21 protein-coding genes are annotated in these 24,261 nt (G+C 67.1%); 13 read left to right on the forward strand and 8 right to left on the reverse strand.

Annotated elements, in window-relative coordinates; all coding sequences use genetic code 11:
- The first annotated feature begins 95 nt into the window (after window positions 1–95).
- Window positions 96–809, forward strand: a complete 714-nt coding sequence (locus tag ACIBK2_RS30715) for an MBL fold metallo-hydrolase (protein ID WP_396972158.1) — start codon at window positions 96–98, stop codon at window positions 807–809.
- 40 nt (window positions 810–849) lie between these two features.
- On the opposite strand, the gene ACIBK2_RS30720 is transcribed toward ACIBK2_RS30715, so the two are convergent.
- From ACIBK2_RS30720 to ACIBK2_RS30730, 3 genes are all read right to left on the reverse strand, one after another.
- Window positions 850–1,947 (reverse strand): branched-chain amino acid aminotransferase, encoded by a 1,098-nt coding sequence (locus ACIBK2_RS30720; protein WP_379287010.1) that lies wholly within the window; start codon window positions 1,945–1,947, stop codon window positions 850–852.
- Between the two features lie 645 nt (window positions 1,948–2,592).
- Complete coding sequence (gcvT, locus tag ACIBK2_RS30725) at window positions 2,593–3,693, reverse strand: glycine cleavage system aminomethyltransferase GcvT (RefSeq protein WP_379287009.1); 1,101 nt, start codon at window positions 3,691–3,693, stop codon at window positions 2,593–2,595.
- Window positions 3,694–3,931: 238 nt separating this feature from the next.
- Window positions 3,932–4,537 carry a GNAT family N-acetyltransferase gene (locus tag ACIBK2_RS30730; protein ID WP_396972160.1) on the reverse strand — a complete coding sequence of 202 codons (606 nt, stop codon included), beginning with the start codon at window positions 4,535–4,537 and terminating at the stop codon, window positions 3,932–3,934.
- Window positions 4,538–4,645: 108 nt separating this feature from the next.
- Here ACIBK2_RS30730 and ACIBK2_RS30735 point away from each other — a divergent pair, with 108 nt between their 5' ends.
- Window positions 4,646–5,446: a TetR family transcriptional regulator gene (locus tag ACIBK2_RS30735; protein WP_396972162.1), complete on the forward strand. Its 801-nt coding sequence runs from the start codon at window positions 4,646–4,648 to the stop codon at window positions 5,444–5,446.
- Window positions 5,443–6,954, forward strand: coding sequence for a leucyl aminopeptidase (locus ACIBK2_RS30740; protein ID WP_396972164.1), 1,512 nt, complete (start codon window positions 5,443–5,445; stop codon window positions 6,952–6,954). The genes ACIBK2_RS30735 and ACIBK2_RS30740 overlap by 4 nt, the downstream gene beginning before the upstream one ends.
- 113 nt (window positions 6,955–7,067) lie before the next feature.
- Here ACIBK2_RS30740 and ACIBK2_RS30745 read toward each other — a convergent pair whose 3' ends face one another.
- Window positions 7,068–7,430, reverse strand: a complete 363-nt coding sequence (locus ACIBK2_RS30745) for an oxidoreductase (RefSeq protein WP_396972166.1) — start codon at window positions 7,428–7,430, stop codon at window positions 7,068–7,070.
- A gap of 261 nt (window positions 7,431–7,691) precedes the next feature.
- Here ACIBK2_RS30745 and sucB point away from each other — a divergent pair, with 261 nt between their 5' ends.
- From sucB to ACIBK2_RS30785, 8 genes are all read left to right on the forward strand, one after another.
- On the forward strand, window positions 7,692–9,467 hold the full coding sequence (sucB, locus tag ACIBK2_RS30750) for a 2-oxoglutarate dehydrogenase, E2 component, dihydrolipoamide succinyltransferase (RefSeq protein WP_396972168.1): 1,776 nt from the start codon (window positions 7,692–7,694) through the stop codon (window positions 9,465–9,467).
- Between the two features lie 13 nt (window positions 9,468–9,480).
- Window positions 9,481–10,389 carry a TIGR01777 family oxidoreductase gene (locus ACIBK2_RS30755; RefSeq protein ID WP_396972170.1) on the forward strand — a complete coding sequence of 303 codons (909 nt, stop codon included), beginning with the start codon at window positions 9,481–9,483 and terminating at the stop codon, window positions 10,387–10,389.
- Window positions 10,386–10,919 (forward strand): GNAT family N-acetyltransferase, encoded by a 534-nt coding sequence (locus tag ACIBK2_RS30760; RefSeq protein WP_396972172.1) that lies wholly within the window; start codon window positions 10,386–10,388, stop codon window positions 10,917–10,919. The genes ACIBK2_RS30755 and ACIBK2_RS30760 overlap by 4 nt, the downstream gene beginning before the upstream one ends.
- 324 nt (window positions 10,920–11,243) lie before the next feature.
- Window positions 11,244–11,975 (forward strand): lipoyl(octanoyl) transferase LipB, encoded by a 732-nt coding sequence (gene lipB, locus ACIBK2_RS30765; protein WP_396972175.1) that lies wholly within the window; start codon window positions 11,244–11,246, stop codon window positions 11,973–11,975.
- A gap of 24 nt (window positions 11,976–11,999) precedes the next feature.
- Window positions 12,000–13,016, forward strand: a complete 1,017-nt coding sequence (gene lipA, locus ACIBK2_RS30770) for a lipoyl synthase (protein ID WP_396972177.1) — start codon at window positions 12,000–12,002, stop codon at window positions 13,014–13,016.
- Window positions 13,017–13,154: 138 nt separating this feature from the next.
- Window positions 13,155–14,711 (forward strand): serine hydrolase domain-containing protein, encoded by a 1,557-nt coding sequence (locus ACIBK2_RS30775; RefSeq protein ID WP_396972179.1) that lies wholly within the window; start codon window positions 13,155–13,157, stop codon window positions 14,709–14,711.
- Window positions 14,712–14,857: 146 nt separating this feature from the next.
- Window positions 14,858–16,468, forward strand: a complete 1,611-nt coding sequence (locus ACIBK2_RS30780) for a restriction endonuclease (protein WP_396972181.1) — start codon at window positions 14,858–14,860, stop codon at window positions 16,466–16,468.
- Window positions 16,469–16,515: 47 nt separating this feature from the next.
- Window positions 16,516–18,045, forward strand: a complete 1,530-nt coding sequence (locus ACIBK2_RS30785; protein ID WP_396972183.1) for a serine hydrolase domain-containing protein — start codon at window positions 16,516–16,518, stop codon at window positions 18,043–18,045.
- Between the two features lie 17 nt (window positions 18,046–18,062).
- Here ACIBK2_RS30785 and ACIBK2_RS30790 read toward each other — a convergent pair whose 3' ends face one another.
- Window positions 18,063–19,400: an MFS transporter gene (locus tag ACIBK2_RS30790; RefSeq protein WP_396972185.1), complete on the reverse strand. Its 1,338-nt coding sequence runs from the start codon at window positions 19,398–19,400 to the stop codon at window positions 18,063–18,065.
- A gap of 174 nt (window positions 19,401–19,574) precedes the next feature.
- Here ACIBK2_RS30790 and ACIBK2_RS30795 point away from each other — a divergent pair, with 174 nt between their 5' ends.
- A complete protein-coding gene (locus ACIBK2_RS30795; protein ID WP_396972187.1) occupies window positions 19,575–19,985 on the forward strand; it encodes a RidA family protein in 411 nt (136 codons plus the stop codon).
- 135 nt (window positions 19,986–20,120) lie between these two features.
- Window positions 20,121–22,325 carry an elongation factor G-like protein EF-G2 gene (locus ACIBK2_RS30800; RefSeq protein WP_396972189.1) on the forward strand — a complete coding sequence of 735 codons (2,205 nt, stop codon included), beginning with the start codon at window positions 20,121–20,123 and terminating at the stop codon, window positions 22,323–22,325.
- Between the two features lie 56 nt (window positions 22,326–22,381).
- Here ACIBK2_RS30800 and ACIBK2_RS30805 read toward each other — a convergent pair whose 3' ends face one another.
- From ACIBK2_RS30805 to ACIBK2_RS30815, 3 genes are all read right to left on the reverse strand, one after another.
- Complete coding sequence (locus tag ACIBK2_RS30805) at window positions 22,382–23,218, reverse strand: tyrosine-protein phosphatase (RefSeq protein WP_396972191.1); 837 nt, start codon at window positions 23,216–23,218, stop codon at window positions 22,382–22,384.
- Between the two features lie 276 nt (window positions 23,219–23,494).
- Window positions 23,495–23,935 (reverse strand): DNA-binding protein, encoded by a 441-nt coding sequence (locus ACIBK2_RS30810; protein WP_396972193.1) that lies wholly within the window; start codon window positions 23,933–23,935, stop codon window positions 23,495–23,497.
- Entirely contained in the window at window positions 23,917–24,204 is a 288-nt protein-coding gene (locus ACIBK2_RS30815; protein WP_396972195.1) for a hypothetical protein, read from the reverse strand. Before ACIBK2_RS30815 ends, ACIBK2_RS30810 begins: the two co-directional genes overlap by 19 nt.
- Window positions 24,205–24,261 lie beyond the last annotated feature (57 nt).

Here is a 24,261-nt window from a genome sequence, read left to right on the forward strand (position 1 = left end):
ATGTCCAGGTTCACGAGGGGTACGGACTTCGGCGCAGCAAACTATTTGCGGCGGCGGCGCGCGGATCGTCTGGGTCGGGCAATAAGGTGTGCGGTATGTCTTCTGAGCGCCTGTATTTTCGCCAGCTGTTGTCGGGGAGGGATTACGCCGTCGGCGATCCGATTGCGACGCAGATGCGGAATTTCGCGTATCTGATCGGCGATCAGGAAACCGGCGAGTGCTTGGTGGTCGATCCGGCGTACGCGGCGGGCGATCTGGTCGATATCGCCGAGGGCGACGGGCTACGGCTGACCGGGGTGCTCGCGACCCATCACCATCCGGACCATGTGGGCGGAACCATGCTCGGGTTCACTCTGGGCGGGGTGCGGGAATTGCTCGAAAAGACAAGCGTCCCAGTGCATATCAACGCGCAGGAGCTCTCCTGGGTGGCCAACGTCACCGGCATCGCGCCGAGCGAACTCACCGGCCACGAACACGGTGACAAGGTCAGCGTCGGCGCCTTCGACATCGAATTGCTGCACACCCCGGGGCACACGCCCGGCAGCCAATGCTTCCTGTTCGACGACCGCCTCATCGCAGGCGACACCCTGTTCGTCGACGGCTGTGGCCGCACCGACTTCCCCGGCGGCAACTCCGACGAAATGTTCCGCAGCCTGCGCTATTTAGCCGAATTGTCCGGCGACCCGGTCGTCTACCCCGGCCACTGGTATTCGGAGGAGCCTTACGCCCCGCTCTCCACTGTCCGGGACAAAAACTACGTGCTGCGCCCCAAAACCCTCGACGAGTGGCACGTTTTCATGCCCAGCTGAGCTCGAGTGGCACACCATGGCGGGTGTGCCACTCGATTGATCACATGCCGCGCATCCACCCGTGGATGTCGGCGAAGGTGCCGCGCTGGATGCCGGTGAGGGTGTCGCGCAGTGCCATGGTGACCTCGCCGGGCTCGCCGCCGCCGATGGTGAACTCGCCCTCGGCGGAGCGGACCCAGCCGACGGGGGTGATCACCGCGGCGGTGCCGCACGCGAAAACCTCGGTGATTTCACCGGATTCGGCACCCTTGCGCCATTCCTCGACCGACACCTTGCGCTCCTCGACCGGGTATCCGGAGTCGGCGGCGAGGGTGAGCAGCGAGTCGCGGGTGATGCCGGGCAGCAGCGAACCGGACAGTTCCGGGGTGACCAGGCGTGCCTCGGAGCCGGAGCCGAAGACGAAGAACAGGTTGTTGGTGCCCATCTCCTCGACGTAGCGGCGCTCGCACGCGTCCAGCCAGACCACCTGATCGCAGCCCTTTTCGGTCGCCTCCGCCTGCGCGAGCAGCGACGCGGCGTAGTTGCCCGCGACCTTGGCCTCGCCGGTGCCGCCGGGTGCGGCGCGCACGTACTCGGTCGACAACCACACCCGCACCGGCTTCACGCCGCGCGGGAAGTAGGCGCCGGCCGGGGAGGCCATCAGCAGGTACTTGTAGCCGGCGGCGGGCTTCACGCCGAGCCCGGCCTCGGTGGCGAACATGAAGGGGCGCAGGTACAGCGAGTCCTCGCCGCCCGCGGCGGGCACCCAGTCGCGATCCACCTCGAGCAGCTGACGCACGGATTCGATGAACAGTTCCTCCGGCAGTTCGGCCATCGCCATCCGGCGGGCGGACCTGCGGAACCGGGCGGCGTTCGCGTCGATGCGGAAACACGCGACGCTGCCGTCGCTGTGCCGGTACGCCTTCAGTCCCTCGAAGATGGCCTGCCCGTAGTGGAAGACCATGGTCGCGGGGTCGAGGGCCAGCGGGCCGTACGGTTCGACGCGCGCGTTGGTCCACTCGCCGTCGGTGTAGTCGATCGAAACCATGTGATCGGTGAAGAACCGCCCGAACCCGGGCGCCGCCAGTACCTCTTGTACCCGCTGCGCCGGGGCGGGCGCGGGATGCGGGACACGGGCAAACTGTGCAGCAACGGTCATGCGGTCGATCCTAACCAAGCCACTTTCCAGCTTCGCGGCCGATCGCCCCCCACACCGCAAAACTTCCCGCCACCCCAACCACTCGCGCACCAATATGCACCCCGCGCCCCAATTCGCCCCAGGAAATCGCGCCGACCGATACGCACCCTGCCCACTCGCAACCGCGCCACGCCGCGACTTGCCGCGCGACACGCCGTGTCGCGCGAGAGGACCACTGATGTGGCTCGCCGCGCACGTTCCGCGATCCGGCGCACTGACTCGCCGCACGACACACCGTGCCTTCCACAAGAACGTGCGCGCGGACCGAGGCTCTGCTGGGTTCGCCCAGCGGAGGCCCTCTGCAAACACGGTTCTCGTACAGGGCCTGATCATTGCCAACTAAGCCCACACCGCGCGATGCGTTCTCGCGTGAGGGCCACCAATCGCGCTCGCCGCGCACGTTCTGCGATCCCGCGCGCCGACTTGCCGCGCGACACGGCATGTCTCGCGCAACAATGCGCGCGCGGACAGGGCTGCTGCACCGCCAGCGCGGTTCGCACGGCGGAAGACCCCTGCGATACCACTAGCGCGGTGGTCGCAGAGGGCCTCTGTCCGTGCCGATGACGCACGCCGCGCGATGAATCCGCTCGCGCGGGCGACGGTGGTCTACTTCGTGTTCGTCTCCACGAACGGCGGGCGGATTACCTCGCAGCGGAGGCGGCGGCCTCGGACGTCCACCTCGACCTCGGTGCCGGGCTCGATGCCCGCTTCGGTGTCGAGGAGGGCGAGGGCGATGCCGATCTTGAGGGTGGGCGAGAAGGTGCCGGAGGTGGTTTCGCCGATCGGCTCGCCGTCACGCAGGACGTTCTGTCCTTGGCGCAGCACGCCGCGGTCGAGTGCCTTGAGGCCCAACAGGGTTCGGCGCGGGCCGGCCGACTTCTCCTGCTCCAGTGCGGCTTTGCCCCAGAACTCCGGCTTCTTCCAGCCGACGGCCCAACCCGTGCGGGCCTGGACCGGCGAGATCTCCAGGGACAGTTCGTGGCCGTGCAGTGGGTAGCCCATCTCAGTGCGCAGGGTGTCGCGGGCGCCGAGGCCGGCGGCCTGACCGTCGGCGGCACGCACCTGCGCGACGAGGGCGCGGAACAGCGGCTCGGCGTCGGCCCACCGAGGCAGCAGTTCGTAGCCGTGCTCACCGGTGTAGCCGGTGCGGCAGACGCGCACCGGGCGGCCGTCCCATTCGGCGTCGGCGTAGGCCATGTATTCCATCTCGGTCGGCAGGCCGAGCGCGGCGAGCACCTCGGTCGAGCGGGGGCCCTGCACGGCGAAGACGCCGTACTCGCGGTGCTCGTCGGTCACCGTGATGCCCTCGGGCGCCACCTTCTGCAGCTCCGCGACCACCGACGCGGTGTTGGCGGCATTGGGCACCAGGAAGATTTCGTCGTCGCTCACGTAGTAGGCGATCAGGTCGTCGATCACACCACCGTCGGGCGCGCAGCACAGCGTGTACTGCGCCTTGCCCGGCCGGATCCGGCCGAGGTCGTTGGTGAGCGCCGAATTCACGAACGCCGCCGCGCCCGCACCACGCACCGTCGCCTTGCCGAGATGGCTCACATCGAACAGGCCGACCGTGGTGCGGACCGACTGATGTTCGGCCACCGTCCCCTCGTACGAGACGGGCATCTCCCACCCGCCGAACGGTGCGAAAGTCGCCCCCAGCTCGACGTGTACACCATGGATAGGGCCTTGCAGCAGGTTCGAGTCGGTCACCCGGCGAGCTTATCCGCCGACCCCCAACTCCGGGCCCACTCCCTCCCGCCCACCGTCTGACCCTCCAGACGATCCCCCTCCCCGCACCCCCGCCAGCATCGAATCCAACCGTCCCGAGAATCACCGCCGCCCCATCGAGTCCAACCCCAGCCGGACCCCTCGCAGCCCCTCGCCGAACGGGTCATGGTGGAGCGCATTTTCCGCCACCATGACCCGTTCAACGCGACTCACGATCCGGTTAGCCGCGGAACCACATCGGACGCAACGTCGGTCCACCTTCGGGCAGGTCGTGGGTTGTGCCGGTTTGGGCGAAACCCATGCGGGTGTACAGGCGGGCGGAGCGGTCGGTGCTTGCTTCTAGGTAGGCCGGGACGCCTGCGGAGGAGGCCGCCTTCGTCTGGTTTGCGAGGATCGCGGCGCCTGCTCCCTTGCCGCGATGCTCCGGCACTGTGACGATCACCTGCAGATACCGATGTGGGAGTTCGTGGGGATGTGTGTGTGCGAGTAGGTCGGTGACCACGGTCATCCGCTGTAGCGGGCGTACGTCGGGCGCACCGTCGGCTGCAGCACGTGCCGCGTGCAGGTCGCTCGCGAAACGGTCTACCGAGTCCACGTGCTGCCAGATCGACACCGCCCAGATGTCCGAGTCCGCGCCTGCGAGCCAGATCTCGTCGTCACGCAGCGCGCGGTCGATCATTTCGGGGACGTAGAGCGGACCGAACTGTTCGAAGGGATGTCCCTCGAGCACCCAGGCCGTCACCGCCTCGTCGGGGCAGGCGAGGCTGAACGCCTCGATCACCGCGTCGCGATCTTGCTTGCCCGCCTGTCGAACCGTGATCTCCATCGCTGACCCTCTCGTTGTGAACGCTGTGTGTGATTGCCAAGGTAGGCAGGTCAAGGCAGTACAGCTACCATTTCGTCACACCTGTTCGTGTGTCGAAATGGAGACGACATGGCCTGCGGAATCTGCGGCGGCGCGCTCGCCCAACCGTCGCGCGGCCGCAAACGCCGGTACTGCTCACGCGCCTGCCAGGCCCGCGCCTATCGAGCCCGCCGCGACGAAGTGACCCCGGCGCCACGCACCGCGCGTCCGGCCAGGCTGACCACGATCGGCATCCTGCGCGCCGCCGTCGACCTGGCCGATCGCGACGGACTCGACGGCCTTTCCATGCGCCGACTGGCCAGCGAACTCGGCGCGGCGACCGCGGGCCTGTACCGCCACTTCCCCGATCGCGAGGCGCTGCTGGAAGGCATGGCCGAACTCGTGCTCGCCGAAATCCGCCCGCCCGCAACCGAACTCACCGACTGGCGGGCCAAGCTCAGCTACGAGGCACACGAGGAGTGGCAGCTGTACCAGCGTCACCCGTGGATGCTGCCGATCCTCGCGCGCACCCGCCCGCCGCTCGGCCCCGCGCTCGCCGACATCCTCGAACGTTCCTTCGCCGCGCTCGACCACCGCGGCCTGACCCGCGAGTCGATGCTCGCGATCTATCTGTCGTTCTCCGGTTTGGTGCAGGGCCTGGCACTGCTGACGAATTCCGAACGCGCCGACCGCCTGCGCGGCACCGGCGTCCCGGAGCTGCCCGCCGACCTCCCCGAGCTGCTCGACCCGGCCCTGCGCCCCGTCCTGCATCGGCTGTTCTCGGACGGCCCGCCGGGCCCCGACCTGGACTTGGACCGAATCCTCGACGCCGGACTCGCACTGCTCCTCGACGGAATCGCGATCGGACTGCCCAGTAGCCTGAGCCCATGACCGCTGTTGCAGATCGTCCACTAGGACCGGAACTCGCCCGCACGCAGACCATCAGCACGGACACCGATGTGCTCGTCCTCGGATTGACGTCATCCGAGAACGGCCCGGCCATCGTGCCCGAGGACCTGTTCGGCGACGTGCTCACCGCGGAGGTCCGTGCGGAACTGCTCGATCAGCTCGGCGCGGTCGGCGCGAAGGGCAAGTCCGAGGAACTGACCAGGGTGCCCGCCCCGGCCGGCCTGGACGGCGTGACCAGCGTGCTCGCCGTCGGCCTCGGCGCCGCCGAGAAGATCGACGCCGAGCAGGTCCGTCGCTCGGCCGGTGTCGCGGCCCGCGCGCTGTCCGGTACCGAGCTCGTGGTGACCACGCTGTCCGGCGTCGACCTCGGTGCCGCCGCCGAAGGTTTCTACTTGGGCGCGTACACCTTTACGCCCTTCAAGTCGGACAAGTCCGCGCCGAAGCCGGACGAGCGCCCGGTGGCGAGGGTCGAATTGCTGGTGCCCGAGCCGGAATTCGGCGAGGAGGAACTGTTCCGTGCCCAGCTGATCGCCGAAGCCGTCGCCACGGCAAGGGATTTCACCAACACTCCGCCCAGCCACCTCTACCCCGCCGAATTCGCCTCCCGCGCGCAGGAATTGGCGGAGGCCGCCGGGCTCGAGGTCGAGGTACTCGACGAAAATGCCCTGGACGCAGGCGGTTACGGCGGTGTGCTCGGCGTAGGCAAGGGTTCGTCGCGGCCGCCGCGGCTGGTCCGGATCAGCTATGCGGGCGGCCCGAAGAAGGTCGCGCTGGTCGGCAAGGGCATCACCTTCGACACCGGCGGCATCTCCATCAAGCCCGCGCAGAACATGGAGAACATGACCTCGGACATGGCCGGTGCCGCCGCGGTCGTGGCCACCGTGCTGCTCGCCGCGCGGCTGAGCCTGCCGGTCACGGTCACCGCGACCGTGCCGATGGCGGAGAACATGCCGTCGTCCACCGCGCAGCGCCCCGGTGACGTGCTCACCCAGTACGGCGGCACCACCGTCGAGGTGATCAACACCGACGCCGAGGGCCGCCTCATCCTGGCCGACGCGATCGTGCGGGCCGGCGAGGACGAGCCCGACTACCTGATCGACGTGGCCACCCTCACCGGCGCGCAGATGGTCGCGCTCGGCACCCGCACGCCCGGCGTGATGGGCACCGAGGCGTTCCGCGACCGGGTCGCCGCCATCTCTCGCGAGATCGGCGAGAACGGCTGGGCCATGCCGCTGCCCACCGAACTGCGCGCCGATCTGAACTCGAAGATCGCCGACCTGGCCAACGTCGCCCCGCACCGCTGGGGCGGCATGCTCTCGGCCGGACTGTTCCTGAAGGAGTTCGTCCCCGAGGGCGTGCAGTGGGCCCACCTCGACGTCGCGGGCCCGGCCTACAACACCGGCGGCCCGTTCGGCTACATCGGCAAGGGCGGCACCGGCGTCCCGGTCCGCACCCTGATCGCCGTCATCGAGGACATCGCCGCGGAGTGACACTCGCGTGCGCCGTCCGAAGCGATTTCGGACGGCGCACGCGTGCGTTTTCGCGCACGTCAAATCAGGACATCTGCGACACAAAACCGGGGTCGCTCGACGGTAGCCAGGGGCTATAAATCGCGGAGATCGGCCTCGAACGCGCGCTGACGTTCGATGCGTTTGCGAGCGTCGTAGTCCCGCATCCGCTGTGGATATCCGGTCTTGGCGACGTCATAAACGGGGATCCGCAAATCCTTGGCAAGCCGCTGCGCCCCGCGCTCGCCGACGATCCGGCGCGTCCATTCACCGTCTGCGGCGATCAACACGACAGTGACATCGGTCACCGTTGTTTTCGGCTCCAAATAACCTTCGACGCCGACGTGGGTGCGCACCCACTCGGCCAGATAACGGGCATCCTCGCTACCCCCGGAACCCGCACGTACCGCGCTACCACCCCGGGTCGCGCCGCCTCGGAAACGATCCAGCAAACCCAACGACGCGCACCTCCTTTCCAACCCCGATGCATCGTGCGCACCGGTCCCTCTATCTTGCCAGCTCCGGGAAGTTCACTGCCCTTGTGCTACGCGCCGTGCGGTCGAGTGCAAGGATGGATCGCGGTACAAGAACCACACAGATCTCCGGTGCCACGCACAATGATCGGTGGCTTTCGGACTCGCGCCGCAACCCGCGACGGGGGTCCGCCGAGAGATCAACTGTTGTAGAAACCCGTCGAGCAGTCAGAGGAGTCAGAGGACATGGCCTTCTCCGTCCAGATGCCAGCTCTTGGTGAGAGCGTCACCGAGGGAACGGTCACCCGGTGGCTGAAGCAGGAAGGAGACACGGTCGAGGTCGACGAGCCGCTGCTCGAGGTCTCCACCGACAAGGTCGACACGGAGATCCCGTCCCCGCAGGCGGGCGTGCTGTCGAAGATCGTCGCCCAAGAAGATGATGTGGTCGAGGTCGGTGGTGAGCTCGGCGTGATCAGCGATGCCGGCGAGGCGCCCGAGCCGAGCTCGGCTCCCGCCCCCGAAGCCGCTGCCGCGCCCGCGCAGGAAGCTCCCGCCGAGGAAGCCCCGGCCGCCGAGCCCGAGCCTGCCGCTCAGGAAGAAGCACCCGCCGCCGAAGCCGCGCCCGAGTCGTCGGGCGAGGGCACCTCGGTCAAGATGCCCGAACTGGGCGAGTCGGTCACCGAGGGCACCGTCACCCGGTGGCTCAAGGCCGTCGGCGACGACGTAGCCGTTGACGAGCCGTTGCTCGAGGTCTCCACCGACAAGGTCGACACCGAAATCCCTTCGCCGGTGGCGGGCAAGCTGCTCGAGATCACCGCGCAGGAAGACGATGTCGTCGCTGTGGGTGGACAGCTCGGCGTGATCGGCAGCGGTTCTCCCGCGGCCGCGGCACCGGCCCCCAAGGCGCCGGCGCCCGCCCCCGCACCCAAGCCCGAGCCGAAGCCGGAACCCAAGCCCGAACCGCAGCAGGCCGCCGCGCCCGCACCGGCACCGGCACCGGCACCGGCACCGAAGGCTCCTGCCGCACCGGCCCCGGCCGCCAAGGCTCCCGAGTCGGATTCCAGCGGCAACGGCGCGACCCCGTACGTCACCCCGCTTGTCCGCAAGCTGGCCGACGAGAACGGCGTCGACCTGTCCGCGCTCACCGGTTCCGGTGTCGGCGGACGCATCCGCAAGCAGGACGTGCTCGCCGCCGCGGAAGCCAAGAAGGCACCGGCTCCGGCCGCCGCCGCACCGGCCGCCGCACCCGCGGCCAAGGCCAAGGCCGCCCCCGCGGCCGCGAGCCCGCAGCTGGCCCACCTGCGCGGCACCGTGCAGAAGGCCAGCCGCATCCGCCAGATCACCGCGACCAAGACCCTGGAATCGCTGCGCACCACCGCACAGCTCACCCAGGTGCACGAGGCCGACGTCACCAAGATCGCGGCGCTGCGCACCCAGGCCAAGGCGGCGTTCAAGGAGCGCGAGGGTGTCAACCTGACGTTCCTGCCGTTCTTCGCCAAGGCCGTCGTCGAGGCGCTCGGCGTGCACCCGAACGTCAACGCCAGCTACGACGATTCGACCAAGGAACTCACCTACCACGCCGCGGTGCACCTCGGCATCGCCGTGGACACCGAGCAGGGCCTGCTCTCCCCGGTGATCCACAACGCGAGCGACCTGTCGCTGGCCGGCCTGGCTCGCGCCATCGCCGACATCGCCAACCGCGCGCGCAACGGTGGCCTCAAGCCGGACGAGTTGGCCGGTGGCACGTTCACCATCACCAACATCGGCAGCCAGGGCGCCCTGTTCGACACCCCGATCCTGCTGCCGCCGCAGGCGGGCATGCTCGGCACGGGTGCGATCGTCAAGCGCCCGGTGGTGGTCAAGGACGACACCGGCAGCGAGTCCATCGGCGTGCGTTCGATGTGCTACCTCCCGCTCACCTACGACCACCGCCTGATCGACGGCGCGGACGCGGGTCGCTTCCTCACCACGATCCGGCACCGGCTCGAGGAGGCCGCGTTCGAGGCCGACCTCGGGCTCTAACCGTCGTGCTCGCATGAAGGTCGTGATCGCCGGTTCGTCCGGGTTGATCGGGACAGCGCTCGTCGCGGCTCTGCGCCGCGACGGGCACGAGGTCGCCCGCCTGGTTCGCAGGCGGGCGGCGGGGCCGGACGAGTTCACCTGGGATCCGGTCCGGGCCGAACTGGACGAGCGGGCGTTGCGCGGTGCGGACGCGGTGGTCAACCTGTGCGGCGCGAGCATCGGGCGCCGCCGCTGGAACGGCAGTTTCAAGCAGGAACTGCGCGACAGCCGGATCACGCCGACCGACGTGCTGGCCGCGGCGGTCGTCAAGGCGAGCGTGCCGACGCTGCTGAATGCCAGCGGCGTGCACTTCTACGGTGGCGACACCGGCGACCGGGTAGTCGACGAAACCTCGCCCGCCGGTTCGGGTTTCCTCGGCACGCTCTGTCGCGACTGGGAGGCCGCGACCCGACCGGCCGCCGACGCGGGCGTGCGAACCGTCCTGTTGCGCAGCGCCGTCGTACTGTCCCGGCACGGCGGCCTGCTCAGCATGCTGCACCCGCTGTATTCGCTCGGCCTCGGCGGACGCCTCGGCAGCGGACGGCAGTACACGCCGTGGATCTCGCTGGCCGACGAGATCGGCGCGATCGTCTTCACCCTCGGCACCGACACTCTCGCCGGGCCGCTCAACGTCGTCGGCCCGGCGCCGGTCACCAACGCCGAATTCAGCCGTGCGCTCGGACGTTCCGTGCACCGGCCCACCCCGCTGGTGGTTCCCGCGTTCGCGTTGCGGGCACTCATCGGCGAGTTCGCGCAGGAGGCGATCCTGCACGGACCGCGCGCAATACCCACGGCCCTCGAGGAGGCGGGCTACGAGTTCCAGCACCCGACCATCGGCGCCGCACTGGCCGCGATGGTGGGACAACCCGGAGACGATCGATGACCGACCAGCTCGACACCCGCCCCACCCTCATCCGGGACGCGCACCGCGACGACCTGTCCGCGATCCTGGACATCCACAACGCGAATATCGCCACCTCGACCGCGATCTGGGATCTCGAGCAGGTCGGCCTCGACGAACGCCTCGCCTGGTTCGAGACGCGCACCGCGGCGAACTTGCCGATCCTCGTCGCCGAGATCGACGGCGTGGTCGCCGGATACGCCAGCTACGGTCCGTGGCGGCCCAAGGCGGGTTACCGCTTCACCGTGGAGAATTCGGTGTACGTCGACGAGCGGTTCCAGCGCCGCGGCATCGCGACCGCCCTGCTCACCGAGCTGCTCGAACGGGCACGACAGTCGGGTCACGTGCACGCGGTCATCGCGGGCATCGAATCCGGCAACACCGGCTCGATCCAATTGCATGAACGCTTCGGCTTCCGCATCATCGGCGAGTTCCCCGAAGTCGGCCACAAGTTCGGCCGCTGGATGAACCTGACCCTCATGCAGCTGACGTTGCCCGTCCACGCCCACTAGTACCCGGCCGAATCCACATTCAGCGGCACCGTGGCGCGGGCCTTCTCGACGCTTGCCGACACCTATGTGCCACTGAATGTGGATCGCTGACGGGCGGGCCCTCGATGTCCCACACACAGCGGGCAGCGATTCCGTGCCCGGGGAAATCGAGAGATGCACGGCTATCAGGCTCTCGCAGCGTGCAATCGGCGTGCGCCTGACGACGAGAGGCACGATCGACGGTTGACGCCCACCGACCCGGTCGACGGCAGTCCCGCTAACCTGTGGCACTCCCCACAGAGCGCAGCTGGAATAGAAGTGCCCGTCCGGCGTACCGTCGAGCACGTGAACGACACGCGCACCACGGCGTCCGCCCGATTCGATACGACCCCGATCGTGGTCGAGGATCTCGGACTCATCGACTACCACAACGCCTGGGAACTGCAGCGAACCATCGCCGCGGAGCGGGCCGACGGCATCGGATCCGATCGCCTGCTGCTGCTCGAGCACCCTGCGGTCTACACCGCGGGCCGCCGGACCGAGGCCGAGGATCTGCCGATCGACGGCAGCCCGGTGGTCGAGGTGGACCGCGGCGGCAAGATCACCTGGCACGGCCCGGGCCAGCTGGTCGGCTACCCGATCGTACGGCTCGCCGAGCCGGTCGACGTCGTGCATTACGTGCGGCGCCTCGAGGAAGCCCTCATCACCGTCTGCACCGACCTCGGCCTGAACTGCGGCCGGATCGAGGGCCGCTCCGGTGTCTGGCTGCCCGCGACCGACGTGTTCGCCGAGCGCAAGATCGCCGCGATCGGCGTGCGCGTGCAGCGCGGCGTTGCCCTGCACGGCATCTCGCTCAACTGCAACTCCGCCATGGACGGCTTCCAGGCGATCATCCCCTGCGGCATACGCGATGCCGGCGTCACCACGCTGTCGCGCGAGTTGGGCCGCGAGTTCACGGTCGCCGAGGCCAAGCCGCTCGTCGCCGATGCCATCGCCAGGGCGCTCAACGGCGAACTGCCGGTAACCGCTCACGATATTGCGCGCGTCACACCAGCAGGAGGGGCCGCGAACGCCTGATCGGGTAGGCGTAATGTCGATCTAGTGACCTCAGCTTCAGCACCGGCAGGACGCAAACTGCTACGCATCGAGGCGCGCAACGCGGAGACCCCGATCGAGCGCAAACCTCAATGGATTCGTACCAAGGCCAAGATGGGCCCGGAGTATTCCGAGCTCAAGGGCCTGGTCAAACGCGAGGGCTTGCACACGGTGTGCGAGGAGGCGGGCTGTCCCAACATCTTCGAATGCTGGGAAGACCGTGAGGCCACCTTCCTGATCGGCGGCGAGCAGTGCACCCGCCGCTGCGACTTCTGCCAGATCGACACCGGCAAACCGGCCGCACTCGATCGGGACGAGCCGCGCCGGGTCGCCGAGAGCGTGCAGGCGATGGGTCTGCGCTACTCGACCATCACCGGCGTCGCCCGCGACGACCTGGAAGACGGCGGTGCCTGGCTCTACGCCGAAACCGTGCGCGCCATCAAGCAACTCAACCCGAGCACCGGCGTCGAGCTGCTCATCCCCGACTTCAACGCCGTGCCCGACCAGCTGGCCGAGGTGTTCTCCTCGCGCCCGGAGGTGTTGGCGCACAACCTGGAAACGGTGCCGCGCATCTTCAAGCGCATCCGCCCCGCGTTCCGCTATGAGCGTTCCCTCTCGGTGCTCACCGCCGCGCGTGAGGCGGGTCTGGTCACCAAGTCCAACCTGATCCTCGGCATGGGCGAGACCCCCGAAGAGGTCACCCAGGCGATGCGCGACCTGCACGAGGCAGGCTGCGACATCCTCACCATCACCCAGTACCTGCGCCCCTCCCCCCGCCACCACCCGGTGGACCGCTGGGTGAAGCCGCAGGAATTCGTCGACCACTCGAAGATGGCCGAGGAAATCGGCTTCGCGGGCGTGATGGCCGGACCGCTGGTCCGCTCGTCCTACCGCGCGGGTCGCCTCTACAGCCAGGCCATGACCCACCACGGTCGCGAGATCGCGCCCGCCATGGCGCATCTCGCCGAGGGTGGCGCGGCATCCCAGGAAGCGTCATCCGTCCTGGCCCGCTTCGGCAACTGACCACGGTTCGTATACCGGGCGTGCTCTCGAGTGCGCCCGGTACGTGGGTTGGTGGACCCACCGATCGTCGTAAACGCGCCCGGTAGTTCGGCCGATATACAGATGTGCAGATCCACAGAACACCGGGGGGATCGAAATATGCTCGGCCGTAATATCTTCGCTCGGCTCACGCGCGCCGGTGCCGGTGCGCTCGCCGTGGCGGTGGTCACCACCGTGCTGGTCGGCTGTACGACCGATAAAGAGTGCGGGCCCCGTGACAGCTGCGCCATCGTCATGCTTCCGGCAGATGCGCAGAGCAAGATCGATGAAATCGTTCGCAAGAACATCGACGCCGGCCTGATCCCCGGTGCGCTGGTCTCAGTGAACGCCCCCGATCGCGGCATCTACACGAAGGCGTACGGCGTCGCCGATCTCGCCACCGGACGCCCGATGACGGTCGACGATCACGTCCGAATCGGCAGCGTCACCAAGACATTCACCGCCACCGCAGTCCTTCGGGCCGCCGACGAAGGCAAACTCTCCCTCGACGACACGCTGGGCAAATACGTCCCCGACGTACCCAACGGCGACATCATCACCCTGCGGGATCTGCTCGGCATGCGCGGCGGCGTCTGGGATCTGGTGGGCGACACCGATTTCGCCGCTCAGGTGGTGGCGAAGACTCCGGGCGAATGGCATGACGGCGACCGGCTGCGCGCGCTCGCCGCGCATCCAGAGAAGGCGAAACCGCCACGCACCAGTACCGAATACTCCAACTCCGAATACTTCCTGCTCGGTCTGGTGCTGGAGAAGGTGCTCGGCAAGCCGGTCCACGAGGTCCTCGACGAACTCGCACAGGCCCACGGCCTGCACGAAACCACCTACCCCGCCGACGCCACCCTGCCGACGCCGGCCAGCGAGGGCTACAGCTACTTCGACGAGACCGCCACGAACGTCACCGCCCGCAACACCCCGGCGATCTTCGGCGCCGCGGGCTCGATGGTGTCGACCATCTCCGACCTCACCGCATACGCGCCCCTACTCGCCAACGGCGACCTGCTGAAACCTGAAACGCTTCAGGCCAGACAGCAATTCACCAGCGGAACCGCGGGCGGTGGCCCCGTCAACTACGGCCTCGGACTACAGCGGTTCGGCCCGTGGCTCGGCCACACCGGCGGCGTGCTCGGCTACACCACCCACGTCGCATACCTGCCGGACCATCGGGCAACTATCGCGGTAGCGGTCAACCAATACACCATCCCACCAACGCTCCTGCGGATCAGCGCATCCGACATCTGGGCAGCCATCGTCGAGCAGCTGTTCCCCGACTCGCTCCCCGGCGACCAGCCGACACCGCCGACTCCACCCCTGGCCCTCCCCGACTCCGCGAGCCTCGCCACCCAACTCCAGCAGGCGTTCGACACACAGCTCCCCGCCACACAGAAAACGTTGCGTATCGCAGCCGACGACAAAGACCCCGAACTGATCACCAAACTGGCGAAGGTCTACGCCGGATACCCGATGACCTTCCAGGTGGACAAACTCACCGACCTGGACGGCACCACTCTTCTCGCGACCACAACAGTCACCGCCGCCGACGGCAAACGCCGCATGGTGATCCCTTTCACCGCCCGCGACAACACCTGGCGTCTCGACACCAGCTGGGTCTGTGAATCTCTCCTACTCGGCGGCGAATCCTCCCCCGCCTGCAGCTGACCCACCGAGTCCTCGCATGTCCCCTACCTTTCCGCTGGATATGCGAAGACCCAAGCATTTGTGCGAAGACTGCGCACCGGCCGCGGAAATCGATTTACCGTTGACGAACACGATCAAGAACTTGGGGCAGGCGTGAGGGGGCGGCTGTGGGTTCGAAGGGTTTCTTCCACGAGATTCAACGGCAGCGGCGGCTGGCCGCGCAGGAGGCGCTGCGCCGCGAACGTGCGATAGAACGCGACCGCAAACAGGCCGAGCGGGCGCAGGCCGCCTACGAGAAGCAGCTCCGGCTCGAATACACGCAGACCCGCAAGGCGGGGGTCGAAGCGCTCAATCGAAATCTGGCTCAGTGGATCGAGCAGGTCACGAGCATCTTGGTCGAGGGGGTGCACTACTCGCCGTGGATCGATCTGGACGCCGACCGCACCACGCCCGCGCTGCCACCACTAGATCTCGGGCAGTATGCACATCCGTGTCCTGCCCCACAGTGGACCGCACCATCCGAACCTGGTCGCCTGTCACGAATGTTCGGCGGCGAAGACAAGTATCTGGCCCGTGTCGAGGAAGAGCGGGCGCGCTTCGACGCGGCGATCATGGAGCACGCGCGCCAAGAACAGCATCGCCAGGAACAGGTCGCGCGACTGACCGCGGCACATGCCGACGAAATCGCCCGGATCGAACAGCGGGCGGCTGAGCGGAACGCGGTCGTAGACGCCCGCGCCGCCGGTCTCGAAGCCCGCAACCCACCGGAGGTGGAATGGCTCGCCGGCCGGGTACTGGCCCGGACTCCCCTTCCTGACACGTTTCCGCGGGCAACGGAATTCGCCTTCGATCCGCGCCGCGAACTGCTCGCGGTGCGATTCGAACTGCCGGGGCACGATGTGATCCCGTCCGATCGCGAATTCAAGTACATCGCAAACAAAGACGAGCAACGGGCGGTGCCGCGAACCAAGGCTCAGCTCGACGAGCTGTACCGCGAAGTAATCGCCCAGACGACGCTCCTGTGCGTCCGCGATCTTCTCGGCGCCGACCCCGCCCTGCACTCGGTCCATTTCGACGGCTATGTCCGCCAACACAATCCGGCCACCGGAGAAATGGACGACCCGACCATCGTCAGTACCTCCGTCGAACGTGCCCAGCTACCACCGGACACCAACCTGATGAATGTCGCACCGCAGGTGTGCCTGCGCAGCTTCGACACCCTCATCTCGGGCCATCCATACGAGGTCGAGCCGATCGCCTCGACACTCGACTTCGACTGGAACCGTTACCGATTCGTCAAGGAGTTCGACGCGGCGGCCACGCTCGACTCCCGGCCCGACCTGATGGACATGACACCGACCCAGTTCGAGCATCTGGTGCGTCAGATATTTCAGGCGCAGGGCGCCGAGGGCTGGACAACCCAGCAATCCAACGACGACGGTGTCGACGCCGTCATTGCCAAACGCACGCCGCTCATCGGCGGCCTGGCCATCGTGCAGGCCAAGCAATATCGAAACGTCATCGGCGTCAACCACGTCCGCGAGCTCGCCGGTGCGATGGAAGAGAAGAAGGCGGGCTGGGGCATCCTCATCACCACCTCGTGGTTCACCACCGGATGCGAGCGCAAGGCCCGCGAACACGGCCGGATGGAACTCATCGACGGCCAGCAACTGGTCCATCTGATCGAGGAGCATCTGCACAAGCGCGTGCTCATCGGCATTCAAAAGCGTCCGCGCAGAAGGGGACCCGTGGCACCGCAAGGTCCAGTGGTCTCCTGAATCCACTGCGATACTCTGGTGCGCAGGTTCGCAGGGGGGAGCGAAACATGCTCGGCAGCAGTGGGCTCGGCCGGTTCGCGCGAGGCTGTGCCGTTGGTCTGGTGTTCGTCTCGCTGGCAACGACGATCGCGGGGTGCGGGTCCAGGGTCGATGCGCCCGCCTTGTCGGCGCCGGTGACGAGCGAGATCGACGAGCTTGTTCGCAGGCAGATGGAGGCGGGGCTCATTCCCGGAGTGCTTGTCGCGGTGCGAGATCCGGAACAGGGCAGCTTCACCAAGGCCTACGGCCGCGCCGATGTGCGCGCCGAACGCGCGATGACCGTCGACGACCACGTCCGGATCGGTAGTGTCACCAAGTCGTTCACCGCGACCGCGGTCCTTCGAGCCGCCGACGAGGGCAAGCTCTCGCTCGACGATCCGTTGAGCAGGTACGTGCCGACCGTGCCCAATGCGGAGAACATCACTGTCCGGGACCTACTCGGTATGCGGGGCGGCGTCTGGGGTGTGGACGACGACAACGACTTCGCGTCGCAGCTCTATTCGAAGACACCCGCCGAATGGCACGACGGCGATCGAGTGCGTTCGCTCATCGCTCATCCTGAGCGAGCACGCCCGCCACGAACCCGCACCGAATACTCCAACTCCGAATACTTCCTGCTGGGTCTGGTGCTGGAAAAAGTCACCGGCAGGCCGGTACCCGACGTACTCACCGGTGTCGCGACCGCGCACGGCCTGCACGAGACGACATATCCGGCCGACGCCACCATGCCCAGTCCGGCAGCCCGCGGCTACACCTACTTCGACGAGACCCCGACCGATGTCACCGCACGCACAGGCCCGGCAATTTTCGGCGCGGCGGGCTCAATGGTGTCGACGATCTCGGACCTGGCCCAGTACGCCTCGCTACTCGCTCGCGGTGATCTGTTGAAGCCCGAAACTCTCCGGACCCGAACGCAGTTCACGTCCGGCACGTTCGGGCGAGATCCGATCGACTACGGCCTCGGACTCATGCGATGGGGTACCTGGCTGGGGCACAGCGGATCCGTGCTCGGGTACACCACCCAGGTTGCCTACCTGCCTGAGCGTGGGGCAAGCATCGCGGTTGCCGTGAACCAGCACACCATGCCCCCGGCGTTGCTGCGGTTCAACGCGTTTTCACTGTGGCTGGCGATCGCGCGATATCTCTACCCTGATTCGTTGGGCGGCAACGTCACTTCTACTGTTCCGTCGCCTCCCTTACCCATCCCCGAAAACTTGACTACGCAACTACAGCAAGCATTCGACCCCGCGATTCCGCTCGTCCAGAAAAGCCTGCGGGTGATGGATGACGACAAGGACCCTGAGCTGATCACTCGCCTCGCGTCGACCTTGGCCACGCACCCGATGACATTTCAGGTGGACCGAGTCACCCAACTCGCCGACGACACGCTGTTCGCGACTACAACCGCGACCTTCGCCGGCGGCAAACGACCGATGGTGATCCCCTTTTCCGCCCGCGACAACACCTGGCGCCTGGCCACCAGCTGGGTCTGCGAATCCCTCCTGCTAGGCGGCGAATCCTCCCCCGCTTGCAGCTGATCGGTCAGCGGCGGCACTTACTCCTTCTTCAACGAGACCGAATCCTCCTGCGCACCAACGCTGGTCCGTCTCCACAGCACCAGCGCGCCGATCGCCGAGCCGACCATCGCGAACCCGACAACCCACAGTCCCGCGCGCTGTGATCCGGTCCAATCCTTCAGTCCGCCAGTGATATACGGTGCGGCGAAGCCGCTGATGTTGCCGATCGAGTTGATCAGGGCGATACCGCCCGCGGCGGCGGCGCCGGTGAGGAAGGCGCTGGGGAGGGCCCAGAAGGTGGGGAGGGCGGCGAGAACGCCGACGGCGCAGACGGTTACGGCGGCCATAGCGGCGATCGGATTCCCGAGGTAGAGGGCGATCGGGATGGCCAGTCCGCCGAGTAGCGCGGGAAGGGCTACGTGCCAGGGACGTTCGCCGGTTCGGTCGCCGTGCCTGCTCCACCAGATCATCACGAAGGCACCGATGACGTAGGGCACCGCGTTGATCAGTCCGCGCTGCACCACCGAGTAGTGCGTCCCGTACTGCTGCTGGAATCCGTTGATGATCGTCGGCAGGAAGAAGCCCAAAGCGTAGAGCCCGTAAACGATTCCGCCGTACACGAGCGCGAGGCCGATCACCCGCACGTCGGTGAGCGCCTTGCGCAACGTCCAGTGCTCCCCCTTCTCCACCGCGGCCTGCTCGGCGGCGAGTTCGGTACTGAGCCACTGACGTTCGGCGCTGGTCAGCCACTTCGCCTGAGCCGGACTGTCGGTGAGGAAGAACCATGTCACCACGGCGAGCAGCAGCGCGGGCACTCCCTCTACGAGGAACATGAATCGCCAGCCGCTGAGCCCGAATACGCCGTGCCCGTACTGGATGATCAGACTCGACATGGTCGAGCCGAGCGCGGTCGAGATCGGCACGGCGACCATGAACAGCGCGACGAACTTCGCCCGCTGCTTCTGCGGGAACCAATACGTGAGGTACAGCAGGATGCCGGGAAAGAACCCCGCCTCCGCCACCCCGAGCGCGAATCGCAGGACGTACAGCACGGTTTCGTTGGGCACGAACGCCATCGCGGTCGCGATCACGCCCCAGCTGGCCAGGATCCGGGCGATCCAGCGGCGCGCGCCGAACTTGTGCAGCGCCAGATTGCTCGGTACCTCGAGCACCAGGTAGCCGAGGAAGAAGATCCCGGACGCGAACCCGAACGCCGTCTCGGTGAGCCCGAGATCGGCCTTCATCCCGCTGGGCCCGGCGAAGCCGATGTTGACCCGATCCAGGTAATTGACGAAATACAGCAGCCCGAGAAACGGCACCAGGCGAAGCGTGACCTTGCGCAGCGTCGCGCGCGGCACGTCCTGTGTGACAACCATGCGCGCACTCTCGCCCGGCAGGCCCCCGCCGGTCAAGCCCCCAACCGGGGGGCACCGCAGCTCGACCTGTCCGCGGCGAGGAGCTCTCGCGTCCGCCGGAGACGCGTAAGTCATAGCAGGACTGCAAGATTCAGACCCTCCTCGATGTTCGGAAAGCCCGTCTACGCTGTGCCCATGGCGAAGATCAACGAACGACTCACCGACATCCCCGACGTCGCGCCCGGCTTCGGATACGCCCACGCGGTGACCACCTCCAACGGTCTCGCGTATGTGTCCGGCCAGATCGCGGTGGACGCCGACGGCAACCTGGTCGGCCCGGACGACCTGGCCGCACAGACCAGGCAGGCGCTCACCAACCTGCAGAACGTGCTGCACGCCCTCGGCACCGACTGGACCAACCTGGTCAAGCTCACCTGGTTCGTCACCGACACCAGCAGGCTGCCGGACCTCCGCGACGTCCGCGACGAGTTCCTCCGCCCCGCACTCGGCGACCTGCCCAACCCCGCCAGCTCCCTCATCCAGGTGGCCGGACTGTTCCGACCGGAGTTCCTGGTCGAGGTGGAGGCCGTGGTCGCGCTCGACTGAGACCGCCCTGCGTCGGGCCGGACACGGACCGGATAGTCCGTAGCACCGGATCTTCCGATCCGTGGACGCGCGGTGACCGCCGGTGGGAAGCTCGAAGGACCGCAGGTGTCGGGGCGCGAGGAAGCGAGACGCACAGTGGACAAGACGAGTGGAACCGTAGGGGGCAACGGCAGAGTGGTTGCGGCCGAGCGGCCGGAACAGATTCGAAATGTGGTGCTGGTCGGGCACAGCGGGTCGGGGAAGACGACACTGGTCGAGGCGATGGCGCTGACCACGGGGACGGTGAATCGGGCGGGGCGGGTCGAGGACGGAACCTCTCTCTCGGATTATGACGAGATCGAACATCGGCAGCACCGCTCGGTGCAATTGTCGGTGGTCCCGCTGGCCTGGTCGGGGATGAAGATCAATCTGCTGGATACGCCCGGATACGCGGATTTCGTCGGCGAGTTGCGGGCGGGGTTGCGGGCGGCGGACGCGGCGCTGTTCGTCATCTCGGCGGCGGAGGGTGCGGAGGGTGTCAGCGGGGCGACCCGCGCGCTGTGGGAGGAATGCGCGGCGGTCGGGATGCCGCGAGCGATCGTGCTCTCGCACCTGGACACCGCGCGGGCGGACTTCGAGGAGATGACCGAAACCTGTCGCACCATCCTCAGCGGCGGTGCCTCGGAAAACGTTCTCCCCCTGCATCTTCCGGTCTACGGCCCGAAGAGCGCGGACGGTCACCGCCCGGTCACCGGGCTGATCGAGCTGCTGCCGAACTGCGTGGTCGACTACTCCTCCGGCGAACGGGTGGAAACCGCGCCGACCCCCGAGCAGCAGCCGATGCTCGACGAGGCGCGCAACCGGCTCATCGAGGGCATCATCGCCGAAAGCGAAGACGAAACCCTGATGGACCGCTATCTCAGCGGTGAGGAAATCGAACTCGCCACCCTCGTCACCGATCTCGAACGGGCCGTGGCCAGGGGCAGCTTCCATCCCGTGCTGTTCGGCGCGCCCGCGCCGGAGGGCGCCAAGCAGGGCTTGGGCACGGTCGAGCTGCTCGACCTGATCACCGGTGGGTTCCCGACGCCGTCGGAACACATCGTCTCCGCCGTCACCGCCGCGGGCGGCAACACCCGGCGCGAACTCGACTGCGATCCGGACGGCGTGCTGGCGGCGGAGGTGATCCGCACCGCGTCGGACCCGTACGTCGGCCGGGTGTCGCTGGTCCGGGTGTTCTCCGGCACGCTGCGCGCCGACGACACGGTGCACGTCTGCGGCCACGGTCTGGAGGAGCGCGGCCACGAGAGTCACGACGTCGACGAGCGGATCGGCGCGGTCTCGGCGCCGTTCGGCAAGGGGCAGCGCCCGCTCGGTCAGGCCATCGCCGGCGATATCGCCTACGTCACCAAGCTGAGTCGCGCGGAAACCGGCGACACCCTCTCCGGCACCGACAAACCGCTGCTGATCGAGCCGTGGCTGATGCCGGATCCGTTGCTGCCCATCGCCATTACCGCGCACAGCAAGGCCGACGAGGACAAGCTCTCGCAAAGCCTGGCCCGGTTGTCGGCCGAGGATCCGGCGGTGCGGCTCGAGCACAACGCGAATACCCATCAGCTGGTGCTGTGGTGTCTCGGCGAGGCGCATCGCGATGTCGCGCTGGAGCGATTGCGGAGCCGGTTCGGGGTGCAGGTCGATGTGGTCGATCATCAGGTCGCGTTGCGAGAAACGTTCGCGAGCAAGGCGAATGGGCGTGGCAGGCATGTGAAGCAGTCCGGCGGGCACGGTCAGTATGCCGTGTGTGAGATCGAGGTCGAGCCGCTGCCCGGCGGGTCCGGCATCGAGTTCGTGGACCGGGTGGTCGGCGGAGTTGTTCCGCGCCAGTTCATTCCGTCGGTGGAGAAGGGCGTACGCGCGCAGGCGACGCGCGGTGTCGCGGCCGGATATCCACTGGTGGATGTGCGGGTGACGCTGTTCGACGGCAAGGCGCATTCGGTCGACTCCTCCGACGCCGCCTTCCAAACCGCGGGTGCGCTCGCGTTGCGCGAGGCGGCGGCGAGCGCGGGTGTCGCCCTGCTCGAGCCGATCGCCGAGGTGTGGGTACTCGTCGCCGACGACTATGTCGGCCCGGTGCTCAGCGACCTGTCCAGCCGCCGCGGTCGCGTGCTCGGCACCGAACCGCACGGCGTCGGCCGCACCCGAATCCACGCCGAGGTACCGGAACTCGAACTCAGCCGCTACGCCATCGATCTGCGCTCCCTCTCGCACGGCACCGGCGACTTCACCCGCTCCTACACCCGTCATGAACCGATGCCCGGCCAGCTCTCCGCCGCGCTGCGCAATCAGGCGAAAAAGCAGTCCTAGCAACGACATCAGACCCATCCACCGGTAAGTGGATGGGCCTGAATACCTTTCAATGCCTAGCTGACCAGATTCTTACGCAGCTTCAGGATGGTGCCTGCGTCCAGGCCGAGCCCCTTGGTGAGGAACTTGCCGAGATCGCCGTAGTCCTGCTCCATCTTGTTGACCGCGGCGTCCAGGTACGCGTCCCGGACCTCCTGCAGCGGGATGAGCAGATCGGGGTTCTGCATCAGGCCCGCCTGTTGCACCTGCTGGCGCAGCGCGGCGTCCGCGGCGGCGCGATACTGGTTCGACAGCAGATAGTCCTGCCGCGCAGTGCCTTCCGGCACACCGACCGCGCGCAACAGCACGTAGGTCAGCCAGCCGGTGCGGTCCTTTCCCGCGGTGCAGTGGTACAGCGTGGCCTTGTCGGTGTTCGCGAGATCCTTGATCGTCTGCCCGAACGCCGTGCGTGACTCCGGACGGCTGATGAACGTGGTGTACATGTTCAGCATGATCTGCTCGGCCTTACCGTTGCCGAGTGCGTCCTGCTGCTTCTGCGGATCGCGGGTCTGGATCACCGCCAGCATCTGCTGGAACAGCCCGGTGTCGTCGATCGGCCGCGCCACCGCCTGCGCGCCCGGAATCGCCTTGTCCGCACCGGCGAACTGGATCTCCCCCGGCGTGCGCAGGTCGATCACCGCCTTCACGTTCAGACCCGCCAGTTTCTGCACATCGGCATCGGTCAACTTCTCCAACGAGTCGGACCGAATAGCCTTGCCCGTCTTCGTCTTCGCCCCGTCATAGGTCCGATACCCGCCGATATCACGGGTATTCACCGCCCCCTGCAAACTGATCTTCCCGCCAACGGCCGCCAACTCGGCCTCGGGCTGGGCGCCGGCTAGCGGTGGAGCCATCGACATCGTCACGGCGAATATCGCCAAAGCAGCAGTTATCAATGAAATTAACGAAATCTTCATGACGCGAGACAGTAGAACCTGTTTCAGTCGGGTATCGCCGTTCGCCCCCACCCCGCCGCATTTACCCCGCTCACCGAGACTCCCCAGGCAGTCAACGAGATTCGCCCTGGACAACCAGCCAGATCGCCCTAGCCTGCACAGGGGTGCCGACGAAATCCTGCTGCTCGACGGCGAATACGACCCTCGATTACCGCGATCGTTCAGTTCGTTGATCTATGTCGCGATCAGACGAACAGCCTCGCCACACAACTTACCCATGTCATCGATTTCACTGGTGAGCATGACCACCGGAACCTGCTGCCGCAGCGCCATTTCGGCAATAACGGCGTCGATCGCGTACTTGTGTCCATACAGTCCGGCATCTAGCAGCAGCGCCGACGCAGCCTTCGCGGACGCCTCGTCGACTTGCTCGACCCGCAAAGCCGACAACAGCCAGGCGAGTCTGGCCTTCTCGGTCTTGCGGTGGTTCGCCTCGACGATGGTGAGCGCACTGATCACGACTTCCATGCCGCGCGAACGCGCTTCGGCGACGATCGCGACGACCGACTCGGAATCATCGACCAGGCGGGACAATCCGTCGCAGTCCAGTACCAGCGTCCCTTGCTGCCCGTTCGTCGGATTGTCGCGCCCCGATTTCAGCTTGCCGCGTGCCACAACCCGGACTCACCGAGAGCATGATCGAACAGATCCCTGGCGCGTTGCCGTTCCGCCTCGGACACCGGCCCATTGCGCCGTTCATGATCGGCGATGTACTCATCGAGCAGCATTCCACGCAACTCGCGCTCGACGGCCGAGGTGACAAACGACGAGAACTCACGCTTACCCACCCGGCGGCGGATCGCCTCGGCGGTGCCTTCCGGCAACGACAGACTCACCCGCGTTGCGGGGCCTTCGCCGATCCGATGCTCGAGTTCATCGCTCACCGTCCAAAATTATCAATCGAAGTAGGAAAACTCGACCACCAGAAACGGGCAACGGCC

Source organism: Nocardia sp. NPDC050175, assembly GCF_044459885.1.
Taxonomy (GTDB): Bacteria; Actinomycetota; Actinomycetes; order Mycobacteriales; family Mycobacteriaceae; genus Nocardia.